At 42.8% G+C, this 19361-nt stretch carries 11 protein-coding genes and 1 pseudogene; 3 read left to right on the top strand and 9 right to left on the bottom strand.

Going from position 1 to position 19361, the window contains the following annotated elements:
* Positions 1–48: 48 nt before the first annotated feature.
* The 4 genes from G7035_RS11215 to galU form a co-directional block, all read right to left on the bottom strand.
* Positions 49–1389, bottom strand: coding sequence for a lanthionine synthetase C family protein (locus G7035_RS11215; RefSeq protein ID WP_019688744.1), 1341 nt, complete (start codon positions 1387–1389; stop codon positions 49–51).
* A complete protein-coding gene (locus G7035_RS11210; protein WP_019688745.1) occupies positions 1367–4597 on the bottom strand; it encodes a lantibiotic dehydratase in 3231 nt (1076 codons plus the stop codon). The genes G7035_RS11215 and G7035_RS11210 overlap by 23 nt, the downstream gene beginning before the upstream one ends.
* Before the next feature lie 75 nt (positions 4598–4672).
* On the bottom strand, positions 4673–4840 hold the full coding sequence (locus G7035_RS27890; protein ID WP_192811795.1) for an FDLD family class I lanthipeptide: 168 nt from the start codon (positions 4838–4840) through the stop codon (positions 4673–4675).
* Positions 4841–6126: 1286 nt separating this feature from the next.
* A complete protein-coding gene (gene galU / locus G7035_RS11200) occupies positions 6127–7008 on the bottom strand; it encodes a UTP--glucose-1-phosphate uridylyltransferase GalU (RefSeq protein ID WP_019688747.1) in 882 nt (293 codons plus the stop codon).
* 187 nt (positions 7009–7195) lie between these two features.
* On the opposite strand from galU, the gene G7035_RS11195 reads away from it, so the two are divergent.
* Positions 7196–8227, top strand: coding sequence for a glycosyltransferase family 2 protein (locus tag G7035_RS11195; RefSeq protein ID WP_019688748.1), 1032 nt, complete (start codon positions 7196–7198; stop codon positions 8225–8227).
* 88 nt (positions 8228–8315) lie between these two features.
* Positions 8316–8678, top strand: coding sequence for a GtrA family protein (locus G7035_RS11190; RefSeq protein WP_330165457.1), 363 nt, complete (start codon positions 8316–8318; stop codon positions 8676–8678).
* Positions 8679–8766: 88 nt separating this feature from the next.
* Here G7035_RS11190 and G7035_RS11185 read toward each other — a convergent pair.
* The 4 genes and pseudogenes from G7035_RS11185 to G7035_RS11170 form a co-directional block, all read right to left on the bottom strand.
* Positions 8767–11276: pseudogene (locus tag G7035_RS11185) on the bottom strand (U32 family peptidase).
* 433 nt (positions 11277–11709) lie between these two features.
* Positions 11710–12231, bottom strand: coding sequence for a GNAT family N-acetyltransferase (locus tag G7035_RS11180; RefSeq protein ID WP_230877428.1), 522 nt, complete (start codon positions 12229–12231; stop codon positions 11710–11712).
* A 289-nt stretch (positions 12232–12520) separates the two neighbouring features.
* Entirely contained in the window at positions 12521–14434 is a 1914-nt protein-coding gene (locus G7035_RS11175; protein WP_019688751.1) for a stalk domain-containing protein, read from the bottom strand.
* A 49-nt stretch (positions 14435–14483) separates the two neighbouring features.
* Complete coding sequence (locus tag G7035_RS11170) at positions 14484–15716, bottom strand: S1C family serine protease (protein WP_019688752.1); 1233 nt, start codon at positions 15714–15716, stop codon at positions 14484–14486.
* Between the two features lie 355 nt (positions 15717–16071).
* On the opposite strand from G7035_RS11170, the gene G7035_RS11165 reads away from it, so the two are divergent.
* A complete protein-coding gene (locus tag G7035_RS11165; RefSeq protein ID WP_019688753.1) occupies positions 16072–17697 on the top strand; it encodes a nitrite/sulfite reductase in 1626 nt (541 codons plus the stop codon).
* Between the two features lie 118 nt (positions 17698–17815).
* Here G7035_RS11165 and G7035_RS11160 read toward each other — a convergent pair whose 3' ends face one another.
* Positions 17816–19027, bottom strand: a complete 1212-nt coding sequence (locus tag G7035_RS11160; RefSeq protein WP_019688754.1) for a hypothetical protein — start codon at positions 19025–19027, stop codon at positions 17816–17818.
* Positions 19028–19361 lie beyond the last annotated feature (334 nt).

Below are 19361 nucleotides of genomic sequence, written 5' to 3'. Positions count from 1 at the left end.
GTCTCTCTCTGTGGTTTGAGTAATTCATCCGTTACTTTACTTATTACCTTAGCAAATCAATAAGCTCGCCCCCCAATCCTTTTCATCAGGATAAAGAGAATCTAGTAATGTCATGGCTATTCCCGAAACACCGTCAAGTAAACCTACATAATTTAAATTCTTAGTAGAATTAGAATCCCTATATAAATCATAAAAACCAAATGCCGATTCTTCATCAAACATTTTAACGACCGTTCGGAGCAAGCTTTGATAGTTTTCTTGCAATTCAGGATCGTGTGTGTCCCGATACATATGATAGGTAATTTTCAATAATCCTGAATATCCGTGGCATACCGTTGGTGAATAAATATTCCACTCTTCGATAGATCTTTTGTATATCGATTTAAATGCGTTTACAGCTAAAACCTCCAAGCTTCTATCCCCGATGGATCTACCTGCTAAAAATAGACTCCTCGCAACACCTGCCGAACCATAACACCAAGCATCCCGATGTTTTTTAGCGTATAATTGATCGTTAGTAAATTCTTCGTAGCTTATAATTAAGGGCCACTGTATTCTATCTGTTTGTTCCAATTTCCATTTTGTTATCCAGTCACAGTATCGTTGAATTGCCTCTATTTGACCAGGTACCTTTATATTTTGAAGTAACGCTATAGATAATAATGCCAAGGGGCCAGGAACTCCATGGGCTAAACCCATATTAAAATATCCAAATGGATATTCATCCTTTTCATGTGAAAGTAAATATTTATTTGAAATATACCAATTCGGAACCTCTTGTTTATCGTTGATAATCCTATCTTTACTTAGAAGAACAAGATACTCAAGAACACCAATAAGGAGCTCCCTAATTTCAGGTATATCAGAGAACAGTAACAGATACCTTCCTATGCCACTCCATCCGGAAATTACATCATAATCATTAATTGACGTACCTGATTCCAGCCCACTTTTTGCATTCAGTAGATCAGCACTACCATGACGCAATATCAAAGTGTTAATTTGGTTGATAAATCTTCTGTATTTTATACCATTGTCAGATAATAGATATGCGGCAAATCCAACACCAGATAATCCTTCCCATAGTGATAATGACGCTCCTGATTTCTTTAATGATTCACGAGTACTTAAAAGGTAGGAGTGTGCATACTCTTTTAATCTCTCATCCTTTAATACAGTACTTAGTCTCCCATACAAAATACTGATTGCCGGAAATCCAGTTGCCAGGCTTATATCATTCCAATTAAACTCCTCTTGTTTATCTACATGATTCTGCTCAGAAGAACATATAGTCTGTACATACTGGGGGTCAGTCAACCTGGCACTTATAACACTTACAATTTTTATAATATCGTTATGCAGGCTCTTATTGTTTTGTACTACTGTCATCAACGTTCGACTCCTTTGAAATACATTTTTTCTTGTGTTTTATTGATTCATTAAAATGATATAAAGAATGACTTAACAACGACATTATCTTTCTTTCCATTTTCCTATTCGTACCTATAAGACGATTTAAATGCATATGAATGAGGCTACCTAGAATATTGGAAAATGTATTCGTTAAATCCTTTTCATGTTCAAGTGCCTCTTTATATTCATTTATTATTTTTTTTCGCTCTTGAAACTTAGATAATAAGTAGTCCCCGTACTCCAAATTTCTAAGTGAGGACCAATTGTCCGAAACATCGCACAAAATTATATAAAAAGTGCGATCCTTCATAAAATCTTTTACATGCTCCATATGCCATTCTTCTTCATGAAACCAAGTAACTTGCCGTTCTACCGCTGGTATAAACTGATTTAAAATATCAATTACACTAATGAAACCAATAATCTCTATAGGAACATTCAACTTATTGTTATATTTTAAAGAGACCAGTTCTACTGTAATCTTCGAATCAACAGCAAAAAAACGCTCCGCTATACTAATTAAACGTTTACCACCGTATCGCTCAATTTCCGGCTCATATGAATCAAATATTATTTTACTTAGTAGACCTCCAACCTTTAGGCGTCTAGCCCACATATGAATAGCAGGGATTAGTTGTTTACAAACAACGGATTCCTCACCATGAAGTCGTAACCGTATATGATGATCCGGATCTTTATACCTAACAATAAAATAACGATTTATTATTCCTTGATTCTCTACCTGCTCACAAAATGTTCTAATGTAATTGCCAATAAACTCTTCCTCTCGTTCAGACATACCATAAAGCTTTATATAAAGCCATTCACTTCCCGGTAAATATATAATGTTTGAATGCTCTCTGATTGGTCTTTGAATAAGATTCATATCTTCACACTGCTTCGGGGTCAAAGGTTCCTCTACATTTGTCCTTACTAAGGGAATAACGTACTCTGCGATAAAGCGCCCTTCTTTCCCTCTAGCCCATACGTCACTTGGTTCAAATCCACTCTCGGTTAACCATAATGATTGTGAATCACTTAATTTATGATATTTCTCAAATAACTCTAATATGAAAAACTCATTTTTAAGATCAATTAGTACTCTGTTATCTGAAACAGAAGTGGTAATATAAACATATCTTGGAACGCGCCACTCCCCTCTCCACTTTTCAAAACCCTCAATCCAATCCTCCTCGTTTTTACATTTTTTTAATTCATCGTTATTTTTATCAAGCGACCATTTCGCTAAAGATAAAATTATGTTTTTATATTTCACACGAGGCAGCATAGGGAATTCCGATAGGCCTCCCCACTGAAAAGGCAAAATGCTTCTGTGTCTTTCTTGTGAAATTTCCATTAAAAAGCGGTATACATTGGGAGCATTATTGTAATTTAGCATGTTGGTGGAAACTGGGATTATCTCTTTATTCAACGACTGTGACTTTAAATAAAAGTAATTGTGGGTACATCCTACATATAAATCAGAAATTGAAATTTGTTTTGAAGTATCTACATTGGAATAATTAGTTCCCAACACAATTTGGTGACTACATGATTTGTTGGTAATCACTACGTTAGAATGTCTACTATTGACCGTTAAATATACAAGTTCAGCAAATATAGCATCTTTTCTGTATTCCTCTTGAATTTTATACGTGTTCGTGATCTTCTCTCTTGCAGTCTTATCTAGGATTGGTCCAAATCTTCCAAATGTTTTACCCGCACCTGCACTTCCCGAATTGGGGTTGATAATGATCTTATATTCGTTATTTTTCAAAGCTTCTTCGCTATTTGCTGCTATGGTAACATACATTTCTATAGAGGTAGGGGGCAAAAGCTCATCAGATAAAGTCTCGATTCTCTTTAATTTTTCATCCGTCAGTTCTATTTCTATTTTTCCTTCTTTAATAACATTTGTAATCCAGTTTGCCAGAACCTTCTCTCTCTCTGCATTTAGTATAGGGTGTTCTAAACTATATCTACTCTCAGGATATTTATAATCAGGTGGAGCCCCTAACCCTAAATCTTCGTCCAAAAGCTCTAAGATCGGAACTTGACAATCAATACCATATTTCTCTATAAAATCATTTCGGTACTGTGTCCAATGAGGATTGCTCAAATCCGGCGACAGCCTCCATAAGATCTCTGCTGATCTAGCAATATCTTTAGAGACATTTTGGCTTAAAAAGGCTTCTTCTACTTTTGTCTCCATATCAATCTGCAAAGTTTCCTTCGTTGGAACTAATTTTCTCATTCTTATACATAGCTGATTGTACAAGGATTCCCCATTACCTATTGGAGAATCATCGTATTGTTTTATTTCTTCACTAATTTCATCCAGACCTTTTTTGATATATTCAATATTGTTTATAGGTGCTATCTGTTTTCGTAGATATTCAAAAGGCAAATCCATATTATCTATGCATAATGGTGGTCTCAAATTGCTAATTAAAAACTCCTGATTCAATAGCTTCATCAGAAATTCAGTTATTAAAGTTTCTTTGTTTTCGGGATACTCTTCTTGTATTTTCTTAACTAGATTAGCAAAAGGAATCGGAGTTTGTGCATAATCCATCACAAGCTGAACCGGCTTGGACGCTTTTATCGAACTACTTTTCATTCGTTTTACATCAGGATCGTGGTGTTGTTCAATATAGTTTAAAAATGGCAATTTTATTCTTGTACCAGATAAATACAAGGTTGGATTAGTCCGCACCGCCAACTGTTTTACCACATTTCCCTCTTTCTCTAAATATCTAACCAATCCCATGATCCATTCCATATCTGGACGGGATATTTTCCTGTTCTGCCTAGTATCACCCACTTCCAAGCAGCTAAGTTCCGAAAAGAGACCTATAGAAACCCCAGAAAAAATCCCATAAGGTGTAGCTCTTGAAGAAAGCCTGATTAGATAATTCACAACTGCCCGTAGCACCGTGTTCATTTTTTTAGTATTTTTATTGGTTAGGACATTATTGATAGAATTCATAAGTGAAGGGCTGGCTATGGTGATCGCTTCCCGTATAACAGGGTCTGTTAACAAAGATAAAGCCTTGTTCCTTGTCACATCATATGTAGTACTTTCACTGAATAAGTTATAGTAAAAATCAATAGGCAGTAGTGGTACTCTCACCATAAAAAAATCTAATGACTGAAACATATTTATATTTGTAACTTTATCCACTATAGGATAACCTCCTCCTGAAGTAAAAGACCCTGGATGTATGAAATAATATCCAGGGTCAGATTTCTTTTAAAGTTAGCACCAACACTCACAAGTCACATGTGTACCAAGGCATCTAGAAACACTACAAGTTACAGTGCTTGTGCAAGGATTTTTCGCTTGCTTTAATGTTAGATCATTAATTTGTAAGTCCAAATCAAGGGTGTCCTCTTGTTCGAAAAAGACTAATTCTGGAGAATTCATCTTAATCCCTCCCTTCGATAAAGTTGAGAGAACCTCAATGGGCAACCTCTCAATATATAAGACGCATCAAGAGAAAAAAAGTTTCTTTTTATTACATCTATTTAAAATTTTTACCTTTTTTACACAATGAAAGCATCTCCTGATACTGGCTAGTATCTCGGCCTGACAAGTCATGGAGCAATTGGGCATATGAAATAAGAACAAGTAAAAATCATGTTAAGGTCGTATCTTAACGGCGAATTGAAACGGATAAAGCTGCCTCTCGGAAACAATACAGCTATAAAAAAGAACCTGAGCATACATTCAGAGTTTGAGCAACCAAAAAGCGGAAAATTGATTTTTAAAGCAACAATTAGACGATCTAAAAAGTACAAGGAGTTGAAGGGGGATGTCACCAGAGACTACTTAGTACAATGGGGAAATCTATTTCGGGAAAAGTGAATTTGAAGTCAAGCTTGTGATGGATAGGTCTTCCTCAAGCCATATACTTCCACTAGAAAGCAGCTACGAGGCCGTGGAGAAGAACTTCTCGTAGGAATGTTCGCGAACTCTACATACAGCATAAAACTCGGTATGGATACAGGAAGGCCACGGACTTGTTTCTTATGAGCATAAGGTCAATCATAAACTTGTACAATAAATCATGTAGGGTGAGCAGTTACAATGTCATCTCAAACTCAAGAAACGAAAACGCACAGAATCAGCCAACTTATATAGTAGTGCATCTCTATTAAAGCACCAATTCGGGATCGAAGCCCTATGCAAAAAATCGTTATGGAAATTACGTATTTACCGTTTGGCGAGAAAATGTTGTATCTGTCGAGTATCTTTGAATTTCAATGGAGAAATTGTGGCATAAAGTGTAGCTGACAAGCAAAAATACCGCGTTTGTCTTGGATACGCTTCACCAATTACCGTTTCTACCAGGTACAATACTCCATAGCAATCAAGGCAGCGTTTATAATCCAAAGCGTATCAGAAAGTTGGAAAGGTAAAAAGCATTACCATAAGCTCCCCCGCAAGGGGGGGGACTGCTGATAATGCTCCATCAAGTCGTTCCATTCCACGTTAAAGTCTGAAACGTGCTATCTCAAGGTTTGAGCTATACAACAACGGATATCGTCGAACGGACGGTTCAGGACTACTTTACCTACTAACCTTAATTTGCATTCAACAGAACTAAATAACCAATCGCCAGTTCGTTTCTAGCAACTGGTCCTTAAACTGAAAAGTATTTTGCTCTCTGTCTTACAAATAGGGATCAGTCCTACTTCTTACAGTAAGGTTTATTTCTGTTGGTCAATATCTTCAATAACCTGTCTCATATAAGCCAGTACTTCATCCTTAATCTCGTTATGCTGTAGAGCATAATGAATGGTCGTTTCAATGAATCCCAGCTTCTCGCCAACGTCATGGCGGTTGCCATCAAATTCATAGGCTAGGATCGGACTCTTTTCTCCCAGTTTGGACAATGCGTCCGTCAGTTGAATTTCCCCACCTACTCCGGCGGATTGCTGACCCAGGATATCAAAAATATCAGGTGTCAAGATATACCGTCCCATGATCGCTAAGTTGGAGTTGGCTTCTTCCTTCTTAGGCTTTTCCACCAATCGTTCCGCCTCAGAGATTTTGGAAGTAAGTGCATGGCCTTCAACAATCCCGTAACGATGTACCTCGTTCCAATCGACTTGTTTTACACCTACAATAGAACGCTGATACTCATCGAACACGTCAATCATCTGCTTGAGACATGGATTCTCAGACTCTACGATGTCATCACCCAAAAGGACGGCAAAAGGTTCATCACCAATAAACTTACGTGCACACCAGATGGCATGCCCCAAGCCTTTAGGTTCCTTTTGACGAATATAGTGGATATCTGCCATCTCTGATGGCTTGCGTACTTCATTGAGCAGGTTCCATTTTTCCTTCGAAGTCAAGTTATGCTCCAGCTCGAAGGAGTAGTCAAAATGATCCTCAATTGCCCTTTTGCCTTTACCAGTAACGATAATGATATCTTCTATACCAGATGCAACAGCTTCTTCAATAATATATTGAATGGTTGGTTTGTCTACAATGGGAAGCATCTCTTTAGGCATCGCTTTGGTCGCAGGAAGGAACCGGGTTCCTAATCCCGCAGCAGGAATAATTGCTTTACGGATTTTCATAGGTAAAACTCCTTTTCGACAAATCTTACTAAATTATTCAATAGTTTGAGTAACGTTTGGAAATTGCTAATAGTTTATTATAGCACTTAGTCATTGCATTGTTATATAATTTAAGTAAACCATATTATAGACTAAAAAAGATAGAAATTTGAGTACCAGATAAGCCAAAATTTGAGGAGAGAGTTCTTTGGATTCAATAATCAGTAACCCTGTTTTAACGTTAGTTATTCCCTGTTATAACGAAGAAGAAGTACTGCCTGAAACCATAAGCAGACTTACGGTGATTCTGGAAGAGTTGGCTGAGAGCGAACTCATTTCTAAACATAGTAAAATGTTGTTTGTTGATGATGGTAGCCGTGATCAAACATGGGACATCATCGCATCATATAATCTAAAAAATCCTTTTGTCAGTGGTCTCAAATTGGCGAAAAATGCGGGCCATCAAAACGCTCTATTATCTGGGTTAATGGAAGCTAAAGAAACCTCAGATTGTGTGATATCCGTTGACGCTGACCTACAGGATGATCTCAATGCCATCCGAGAATTCATAATAAAATTCAAAGAAGGTAATGACATCGTGTATGGGGTGCGAAAAAGTAGAACTACCGATACATTTTTCAAACGTTCAACAGCCCAAGGCTTCTACCGTCTGATGAGTAAAATGGGCGTTAATATCGTATACAATCATGCAGATTACCGTTTAATGAGCAAAAGGGTTCTCCAGGAATTAGCCAATTTTAAAGAGGTAAATCTCTTTTTACGTGGTCTAGTTCCGTTAATAGGTTATAAGTCTACTGAAGTGTATTACGATCGACACGAACGCTTTGCAGGTGAATCCAAATATCCTTTAAAGAAAATGCTCGCTTTTGCTTTCGATGGAATCACCTCGTTTAGCGTAACCCCGATACGGCTTATTTCGGCTGTGGGTTTTGGAATGTTTGGCATAAGCCTATTAATAGCTGCCTATACCCTTATTAGCAAGTTCCTTGGCACCACCGTTTGGGGCTGGTCTTCTTTAATGTTATCCATCTGGTTCATAGGCGGTCTACAACTCGTCGCACTCGGACTCATTGGCGAATATATCGGTAAAATATATAAAGAAGTAAAACAAAGACCTAAATATATTATTGAGACTATATTAGAGTCCCAGAGCACCTTAGATACTGAAAACACAAAAAAAGTGAATAATAGTGAAAGGGAAGTTGTAGCGGTCCAATAACAGATGCGAACAGGTGACTAATTTGACTTTATTTCAGAATAGTTTTTTCCGTTTTCTTGTCGTAGGTGTTCTAAATACAATATGCGGCATGTCCGTCATGTTCTTGCTATTTAATATTTTAGAGACTAACTACTGGTTATCGACCTTTATCGGTAATTCTGTAGGCGCCACTGTAAGCTATTTCTTAAACAAAAGATTTACCTTCAAAAATGATGCAAACCATGGACAGACCATTTGGAAGTTCATCTCTATTATATTGATATGCTATATACTGTCGTATTGTCTCAGCTATCTAATCAGTCACTACCTGATCTCAAGTTTGAGCATTAAAAATAATGAGATTCTAGGCAACGTGTCTATTCTAATCGGGAATGTTTTTTATACTTTAATTAATTATGTTGGACAAAAATTTATTGTTTTTTCTAAGAAAACAAGCGCCCAAAAAGTATAGCAATAAGAGGCTCAATGGTAATTTTAAATAGAAAAGGGTATGTGCTGTCAAAGCACATACCCTTTTCGCTTTTTCTATAACAGCTTTGTTACTTCACCAGTTGCCCACGTGTAACCCCTAGCTGATTCGTCGCTTTCAGCGTCTTCCATACTTGTGTTCCGCTGATTTCACCGCGCAAAGCACGGTTATAGAGATCAATAACCTCATGAACTTGCTCTGGTGTCTCCTCCAAAAATTCCACGCGGTAACGGGACACGCCTAGTTCTAGGAAGTTAGACAGGTATTCCGCGCCTGATTGCTCAATCGCGTTGTACACCGTATTACGGCATCCTTCGTCCACACGAACCGGGTGAGACATCCCAATACGATCACGCAGGGATGCGCGATGATCCTCACATGGGCGACCGCAGTTGGTGTAGTCTGTGCCTTCACTCATAAAAGTACAATACACGCAGTGTTCGGTATGGAACATTGGCAAATGCTGCTGGATGACGATCTCCAGCTTGTCGGTACGTGTACGTCCCAGCATATCGACCATCTGTTGGATGTTCAAATCATATGACGGTGTCACCAGGTCGCAGCCGGAATCCAGGAACAGGTCAGCCGCTTTATGGTTGGCGATATTCAGCGAGAAGTCGCCAATCAATTGCGGATGATGTGCATCCGGGTTCTCCAAGCGGTGACGCATGTAAAAATACAATGCTCCCGGATTGCGTACCAGCACAGCATCCGGTTGCAGGCGCAGGATATTGTTGTGATATCCGTTTTCGCCTGGCATGTGAATACGCGGAGTCACCAGCGCAATTCGGCGCCCAGCGCCGTGCACAGCCTCTACGGCTGCCGGGAATTGCTTGATGAACTCGAAGTCGGCGTAGATGAACTCCACGCCGGCCTCAAGCGCAGCCTCCACCTGAGGGAGGCTGCGGCACAGCGCGGTCAGCTCTGCCTGACCGCGTGCCACAGACGATGCCGGAGTCGCTGCATCGCCATACACCTCTACCGCCCGCTTCGTGTATACGGGTGGTTTGGGGCGCTCGCCCGCGAGCAGTTCCACCGCCTGACGGCGGATGCTGTTCAGCTCGCGCATGGGTACGATGACGTCCCCATGCAGATGGACGTCCAGCTCCTCCAGCTGGAACACGGTTCCGCCCAGTCGGCCGAACTGCTCTTCGAGCAGTTCGTGCGTCATCGGACGCTTCTGGGCGATTTCAAGCTCCAACTCGGAGTCCACACGGACCGTTGTGCCTTTCTGCACGTCGGTCCACCATGTTGACAGCGGCTGTCCTGGGGAGCCGCTGACCCGCACATGTACCGGGAAGACACGGTACGGCTTTTCGGTTTCGTATGACTGGCGCAAACGCTTGTCCAGCGCCGGGTCGTTGGTCTTCCAAATACGGTCGCCCACGTGCACACGGCGCAGATCCACATCGTTGCGTCCCGCTACGATGTCAACGATCCATCCTTCTCCGGCTTCGCCTTCAATCTTCACGCCCTTGCGGCGGATATCGTATACGCGTCCGCCTTCTTCTTTTTGCGTAGGATCTCCTGCATCAAATACAATACCATCGCCACGCTTGAGCGGGGCGTCAATACGGCATACTACACCATCACGTAGGATTTGCTCCACTCGGCCGAGATACACGCCCCGGCTTTTCGGGAACGTACCGTCCACCAGCTTTTTGTTATTCGTTCCTTCCAGAAACCCGTCTGTAAAGCCGCGTGAAAAACTCTGCTGCAGCTCGCGGATATCTTCTTTGCTCGTCTTGGACGTATCGCCGTCAAAATACTTGTCAATGGCCTTGCGATATTTGCTAACCACATTCGCTACATATTCAGGCGTTTTCAGTCGCCCTTCAATTTTAAAGGAAACCACACCTGCATCGATCAGTTCTGGCATCAAATCAATGGCTGCCAGATCCTTGGGGATAGCAGATATGTCACATCGGCCATCGGCTTTTGCTCTCCATCCACCATCAAATCGTAAGGCAAACGGCATGCCTGTGCACATTCACCACGGTTTGCAGAGCGTCCGCCCCACATTTCTGAAGTCAGGCATTGGCCTGAATAAGATACGCACAACGCTCCATGCACGAATACTTCCATCGGAAGCCTTGCTTGATCGCCAATTTTTTGAATCTGTTTTAGATTATTTTCACGCCCCAGCACAACCCGTTCCATGTTGTACGGCTTCGTGAATTCTACAGCCTCCGGCGAGGTAATCGTCATTTGAGTAGAACCATGGATCGGAAAATCCGGCGAAATGTCGCGAATCATTTTCACCAAGCCCATATCCTGAACAATTAGGGCATCGACACCGGCATCAATACAGGCATCGACCAACTCTTTAGCGTCCTCCAGCTCATTTTCAAATACTAGTATATTGAATGTCAAAAAGCCCTTAACTCCGTAGCTATGCAAAAAGGCCATAATTTCGGGCAATTCATCCATGCGAAAATTATTCGCCCGTGCCCGTGCATTGAACTTTTCCACTCCAAAAAAGATCGCATCGGCTCCGTTCGCTACCGCCGCACGCATACAATCCCAGTCACCTGCTGGTGCCAGAAGCTCGACATCTTCTCTTCGTACTGCTGATTTCATTATTGCCCTCCCTATATGCTGAAAACGAATGACCCCTCATTGGAGCATCGTTGTTTTCAGGGCAGCTATGCTGCTTACTTGGTAATCTCATTAATGTTCCATCCACTCATTCCAAAGCTGGTTATGTTCAGTCAGGGATATGGAAACCTACTAAGAATCTTATTTCTTAAGCCTATCTGTCTCTATCATCTTGTCCGATCATTCACACGCTGAACCATCGGTACCTTGCCTGAATCGCATCCAACTCAAAAAATCCGCATCACAAACATCTGCGGCAGAAATTATTCTTATCTTGTAACTAATCTAGTGTACCAGACTGCGCCCCAAGCTTCTACACTTTCCAAGCGATTCCTTAAAAATATAATACTAAAAGCACAAAAACACCTCCAATCCGGGTTAGCGGTGCTTTGGAGGTGCGTCATCATATCATTAACTAGGCAAACCTATACTTCGCAAGCATTTCTCCCCAGGGTGATATTCCTTCCTCCCTGAAACCAGATTTTCTGTATAGCTTTCTAGCTAGTTCATTGTCTGGTTTATATCCAATCATGATAACATCAGTCCTATCACTGGCTTTCCTGATTTCGTCGATAACCAGCAACATTGCATGGTAACCATGACCTCGACCTTGAAATCTTTCGTCAATCATAAATCGGTAAACCCAGTAGTTTCCGTCATCCGGGTCTAAACCAAACATCGTAAAGCCAATCAATACGTCATCATTATAAATTGTTTTAGATACAAATCCATCTAAAAACTGACATTCGGCAATTGAGTAAAGGTTAGATACCATAAATCTTTGTTGTTCAGGACTCGGTTCAAGTTCAGCACATTCTTCCCAATTCCTTTTGTCGACTGCCTTTAGCGTAATTATTTTCGGATTCCCCCTATACTTCGCCTTCCATTTTTTCTTATTACCAAAGCTTACTGACCTTGCCGCACGAAACAGCTGCATGTTAAAGCTAGGTCGTATTATAGCAAAAAGGCAGAATAAGCCTCGTAAAAGTAGCAGCCTTCGCACTTCCCTGCTTACTTCACTCTTTAAAAGATTAGGGATATTTGGCGGTGGCCAGCGAAGCGGGCCATTTGAATCCGAAGAAGCGCGAGCGTTCGCCTTTGACCTGGGATTCTTACTATTCAATCCTTACACAATCCAAGAATCCCGGGTCAACAGCGATCGTAGGATCAAATGGCACGCGTAGCCTCTTCCCACTACAACTCACTGATCTTTTACCCACACCTTCTTACTTCACAAAATTAAACGAATTCAGTGTCGAATCCAGTGCGTTGGACTGTACACCCGTGTTGTTTGCATCGTTTAATGTCGTTGTTACGGTATATGTTTTACCGTTATGCTCCAGAACGATTTGGCGACCTGTATAACCGATGCCTTCCTCCACACGGTGGAATGTAAAGGACACTGCCGACACACCAGCAAATGTTACATCCTTAACTTCCTCCACTTTAAGGTTTTTATAGTTCTTGGCTTGCTTATCATAGAAGTCCTTAAGCTGGGATACCGTCAATTCAAAGGATTGGTCGTTGTCGATTTTGATAGAAAAACGCCCTCCGGTAAATTGATACTCTATATCGCCCAATTCAAATTGATCGCTAACCGCAGTCCAATACCGCGGGATATTCACTGTATACTCATATGCTTTAGACGTCTTTTTGATCGTTTTCGTTTTGTCCGCCAGGTAGTCATCCTCTTCCAATTGTCCAAAGTTATTCGCTACTGTTTGAAAATCGATTTGAAGCGAAGAAATGAGCGCGTTGAACTGGTCATTTCCCTTGCTTACCTTTTCAGGCACTGCGTATTCAGCCAGGTAGCGATATCCATTTTGCTGAATCAGCACATTGTACTCCTTGACCCATCCATCCCCAAAATTATAGCGGTACTCCTGCACTAATCCCTGAACACCTGCAACCTCCAGCGGGTACGTCTTTTGTGCCTCGTATGCTGTGGACACAAATGAATCGCTCAGCCATTTTTGCAGTTGCTGACCCCAGTTTTCCAATTTTCCATCTGCTGGAGCAGAGGTGATTTTCATGTGGAAGCTTGATCCGTCATTGCTTTCATACTGCATTCGTTGGTCGTCCATTTTCCAGCCTGCAGGTATTTTAAGTGACACACCGTAGTCTGGATTCCCAGCCTCTCGTGTGCCTCCTATAACAGTGGACAAGTCTTTAATACTTTTATCCTGTGCATTAAAAGAGGTTTTAAATGAGTTCAACAGTCCAGCATACTGGGCCAGATCTTTATAGTTCGTTGCTTTAGCATCGGAAAAATAAACGACATACAGTCGTCCGTTGTCATAGTACTGACGATTTTCCCACAGTACGCCGTCCCCATCCTTCGTAATAACACGAGCATAAGGCACTTTCGCTTTCGGGAAGGATTTTCGGTCCACTACAGTTTCTCCCGTTTCCTTGGCTGCCTGCACCAATTGTTGCAACAAATCGTCTGCATTCAATGGAACCGGCTGTAATGCTGTGTGTACTTCCATATAGTATGCACTGTTCTCGTCCATAAATGTGGAAATACTCTCATCTCCACCCCCCTGACCGATAACGAGTCCTGTTGGATAGTTCATGGACCAATCGTAGTAACTATTCCCGATCTGCGTCTTGCCCTCATCATTATCAATGTTCGGTGATTCTTCTGCTACCGTGCCCGCCTCTTCTTGGGCTTCCATCCGAATGATGATTCCTGCGCCATTCTTCTCCATCTTACCGCCCAGTCCTTCTGCTACTTGACGCAAAGGCACCATGAGGATTCCTGACGACATTTCCGGTGGAGCCGGAAGTGTCACCTTGTGTCCTCTCACCCAGGCTGTACGACTACCGATTGTCAGCGATACAACGTGAGTGCCGCTGGTGATCTTAACCACATTATCTTCAGCTAGGCGAATTTTGCTGTTAAATGCCTTTTTAAACACACCAGCCGGAACCATCAGTGCTCCACTTTTGGAATAGGGTTTCGTAATATTCGCATTTTGGCCGTTCACGATCGCTGTATTGCTGCCGCTTTGCAGACGCAATTCCAATATGTTTTTATCTTGATCTGCTGCAACTGGTGGTAAAGCGGTAAGCAGAAGGGACAATGCGACAGCGCCGACCCCCAGCTTACGCATCATTTTTCTTTGCATATGCTTCACAGTAAATCTCCCTTTAGCTTTATTTTATAGATTGATGAGCCGTTATCGTTCACTTTCCCGTAGCTGAATCTGACGCTTCCTTCGAAGGCGCTATACCGTCATCTACAGCAGCTCCTGATTCATTCGAATCCTCAAGATCTTCTCCAGACTGAATGGAGTCATAAATTTCACCAGTATCCTGTGTCAGTACCAGCTTGCGCTTCACAATATCACCGTCCGATTGCATAAGTACACTCACCGTTTGGCCCGGTTGATAGTTTTTAAGCAGCTCATTGACATCAATGGCGGAAGCTACACGCTTGCCGTTAATACTATACAACTCATCGCCTTCCTTGATTTTAACCTGTACGGCACTGGCTGAGGTGACTTTAGTGACTTTCAAAGGGTCCTCGGTAGGCAACCCCACGATAGCCGACCAGCTCTCTTCAAGCCCTAGACCAAGACTAGCACGTCGAACCTCACCATATTTGAAAAATTGATTGATGACATATTTCACTGTATCCGCCGGAATCGAAAAGCCCATATTTTCAATTCCGACCGCTGAGAACTTCATTGTATTGATCCCGATAACCTCGCCCTTGAGATTGACCAGCGGACCACCGCTGTTACCAGGGTTGATCGCGGTATCACTTTGAATGAGACGATACGCAGCGTTGACACCACGGTTCAGCCCGCTAACAACACCTGAGGTTGCCGAGTTACGAAGTGAAAAGGAGATCGGCGTACCGATAGCTACTACCTGCTCGCCTACCTGTAAACTATTCGTAGAAGCTGCAAAGGTAGCAGGTTTAAGACCGCTTGCCTTAATTTTAATCAACGCCAAGTCACTGATCGGATCGCTGTAGCTGTCGATAATTCCGTAAGATTTTCCGTCCGAGGTTACAACTACGGCATCACCTAATCCTTCGATTACATGCGCGTTCGTAACAATCCATCCATCTGCCCGAATGATGACACCCGTGCCGTGAGCCAGGTTGTATCGGTCTCCCCCTGCTACGGTCTCTCCTGTCGCAGAACGGCCAATGATGCCGACTACCGAAGGAGATACATTTTTAACGACCTGCGGCACACGATCGGCCGATAACGTATATGTACCATTTGCGCTGTTATACGCGCCGCTGGTTCCTAATGCTTTATTCATATCACTTACGTTAACATAGACCCCGCCATTAATGACCTTGGCCTTCAACGCAGCTCCACTGCTGGCTGCACCTGCCGTTCCAGAAACACATAGAGCGCTGCCCAAAGCCAGCACAGCTACCCTTTTCCCCATCTTACGCATATACTCACCATTTCCTCTCTAACATGACCCTGTTCTATCAGTTAGTCCAAATCTACCATAGAGGGGACACGCATACAATCGCTTTAAGCCCTATCTTTTTCTAAAAAAGCGCCGTTTGCCACATCCCTATCCTCTCATACTATTTATATTATAAATTTTCCAAATCCTTATATCAAAAAAATAAGCAAAAACAATAAAAAATCGTTATACCCTTTGGACCATTCCTTCGTTTACGGGCATAACCAACTATGATACCATCACATTATATCTTAGTTATATTGTCGGAAATAAAAAATCGTGAGTTCTATATCTAAAATCTCAAGTATAAATAAGACACATGAAGGAGGTTAAAAAGATGGCCTATGAACCCATCTGGAATGCTCATCCCGATAAGCTTAACAAGTTTGAGTTAGTCAAGCTGGAAAAGGATGGTCTCGACGTTATACGTACCATCATCGAAAGCTATGCACACAAAGGGTATGACTCGATCTCTGCGGACGATATGGACCGATTCAAATGGGCTGGTGTTTACCAGCAAAAACCCAAGGATGGTCATTTCATGATGCGCGTCCGCATCAATACAGGGATCATGACTTCAGCCCAGGCACGTGCCTTAGCGGACATCTCCGCACTGTACGGGCGCGATCTTGTGGATGTCACCACCCGTCAGGCGATTCAATTTCACTGGCTGACCGTTGAAAGCTTGCCGGATATTTTCGAACGGCTGGAAAAGGTTGGTTTGTATTCCTTTGAAGCCTGTGGGGACTGCCCTCGTACCATTGTCGGCAATCCTCTGGCTGGCATTGATCCTAATGAGCTGGTGGATACTCAGGAGATTGTAGATGAAGTAAACCGCTTTTTCTTATTGAATCGCGACTTTTCCAATCTTCCGCGCAAATATAAAATGTCCATCTCCAGTAATACGTACAATAATGCACATGCTGAAATTAACGACCTGTCCTTCACACCGGCAACCAAGATCCTTAACGGAAAAGAAGTGGTTGGCTTCCATGTGATGGTTGGCGGTGGACTATCCGCCAAGCCGCATTTGGCACATCCGCTGGATTTGTTTGTCCGTCCTGAGGAAGTACTGAAGGTTGCTATTGCTGTCACCACCATCTTCCGTGATTACGGCTATCGGGAAAAACGGCACCATGCCCGTCTGAAATTCCTTGTTGCCGATTGGGGCCCAGACAAATTCCTGGCCAAGCTGACTGAGTACACTGGCGAAATGCCGGGACGAGGTGAAGATAAAACCATTGGCTGGCAAGCCGCCTATTTTGACGGTATACATCCCCAAGCCCAAGAAGGTCTGAACTATGTCGGTCTGAACGTACCTGTTGGTCGCCTCAGTGCTGACGAGTTGCATGAACTGGCCGACCTGGCTGACCGCTACGGTGATGGGCAGATTCGTACCACGATGTCGCAAAATATTTTGCTGAGCGGTGTGCCGGATGATCAAGTAGATGAGCTACTAAAAGCTCCCGTGCTGCAACGCCTGACACCACAGCCCAAGCATTTTATGAGCCGTACAGTATCTTGCACAGGAAATGAGTTTTGCAATCTGGCGATTGTGGAAACGAAAAAGCGAGCGATTGACGTTGCCGAGTATTTGGATCAGCACGTACAATTGGATGAAAAGGTGCGCATCCATTTTATTGGTTGCCCGAATTCCTGCGGTCAAAAGCATATTGCCGACATTGGACTGCAAGGCTCGCTCCTTAAGACACCTGAAGGCATGGTTGACGCGTTCGACATCGCTGTCGGCGGGGCACTTGGAGCAGATGCCCAGTTCAACAAGGCACTCAAAGGCCGCGTGCGTGGCGATCAGGTTGGTCCTGTATTGGCAGAGCTTATTCTGTTTTACAAAGAAAATAGGATTGCTGGCGAAAGCTTTTATGCGTATGTACAGCGTGTAGGCATTCCGTCTTTCCAAGAGAAGTTGTCTGCCATTTTACAGTCCAACCACGTTGCATCCTAGACATAAAGCCCATTAACAGCCTGCTTGTATTTTATATACAAGCAGGCTGTTTCTTATGCCACACCACAGTGCCATACCTACTTGCTATTTCTTCGATTTCATAAAAAAAGACACCGGATTACTCCGGTATCAATATTTTCGCAAAATCGAGTACTATTGGCTTCTGAGCGCCTGTTGTAGATGTCACCACCGCGTAGCCTGAAGGAATCTTATATATCAATCCCGTATCATATCGGATGCCGAAGGAGTTATCTTCCTTATAATGAGTCTTCGTTTCCCACACCTTCGTGCCATTTCCTTTTAAGCCTGTGATAGTAATGCCATGCATCTTCGTGGTTTTACCCAGTGGATCATATTGATCACTGAACTGGACGTACAACTGCTCCTCAGGCAGATACACCCGGTCAGCGGCATAGTCCTCTGTATTACTAAACAATTGCAGACCATTACTTAACACCTGGGTACGCTTGCTGTTTCCTTTAAGCCCTGTTACAGCAATATGACCGCTGGACAACTCACGTACCGCGGCAATTTCCTTACCTGATCCTAAGTCTAGATGGACATCACGGATATTACGACCATACACATCGGCTTGTACCCCCACGGGACCATCTGAGCTGTTCAAAAGCGCATAATATCCATTGTGACTGCCAACCAGCCAACCTGAGGTCACCCCGGCCGTCGTTCGATGCCATTGTATATCGCCATCTTCTGTGTATTTGAGTACAGTGAAGGACTGCTCCGCAAGGTTCAGTGAGGAGACTAGAAAACTGCCATCCTCAAGTGGCTCCAGTCCTACCTGAGAACCCTGCCCTTGAGATATCAAGCCATCAGTCGGTAATGTTTTGGACCACAAGGGGTTTCCATCCGCGTCCAATCGTGAAGCCTGCAAATCCCGCATTCCGTTCGCTTGGGTATAATCAATCAGAAACAACAACCCACCATCTGACGTCTCCCGCTGGACTCCCCTGCTACTTGTTCCCGGTTGTACGTTCAGGTCCTGCTGGTGTTTCCATACAGTCTCTAGAGAACTGTCCAGCTTGCCGTACGTGACGTGTACCACACTTGCTTCTGTAATGTCCTCGACGTTCAGCATTACAAACCCACCCTTTGCTGCGGGCTGAATATAATTGTGAGCGTTTTCTGAATCTTTAATAGTTCCAATCACTGCACTGGTTTCGATCTCGGCTTGTATGGGCGCATACGCCTCGGACACCTCGGAGGCATAGGACGGTGCAGCACTATAACCCAATAACCATGCCGCTATAGTGACTCCTGCTGCCCATGAGTATACACGTGTACGTAGATCTCTACTTTGCTTAATCTTCAAACGTTCCAGCTCCCTTCATGACTTCCTCAGAGATGTGGTATAAATCTTAGATGTGATATAACTATAGACGGTTTCGCTTCAACTAGTAATGGTTGTCACGGGGCACGGAACTTCGTATGATGCTAGATAATCATAAGTTATATATTAACCTCTTCAAGCCCGAGCCTAAACATCCAAAACTCCAAAAATTTAGAGATTACTCAGAGACTTTCTGTCGATGAATATACATATAGATTTATTATTCCAGCGCTTGGTAAACTATGTGTCACATGCTTTAACGCAGGAATTTGATAAAAGTTTTCTTTTTTTACAAAAAAAATAAACCCTGCCAACG

Source organism: Paenibacillus polymyxa, assembly GCF_015710975.1.
Classification (GTDB): domain Bacteria; phylum Bacillota; class Bacilli; order Paenibacillales; family Paenibacillaceae; genus Paenibacillus; species Paenibacillus polymyxa.
Note: the sequence above shows the minus strand (reverse complement) of the source record. Positions and strands in the feature narration are given on the sequence as shown.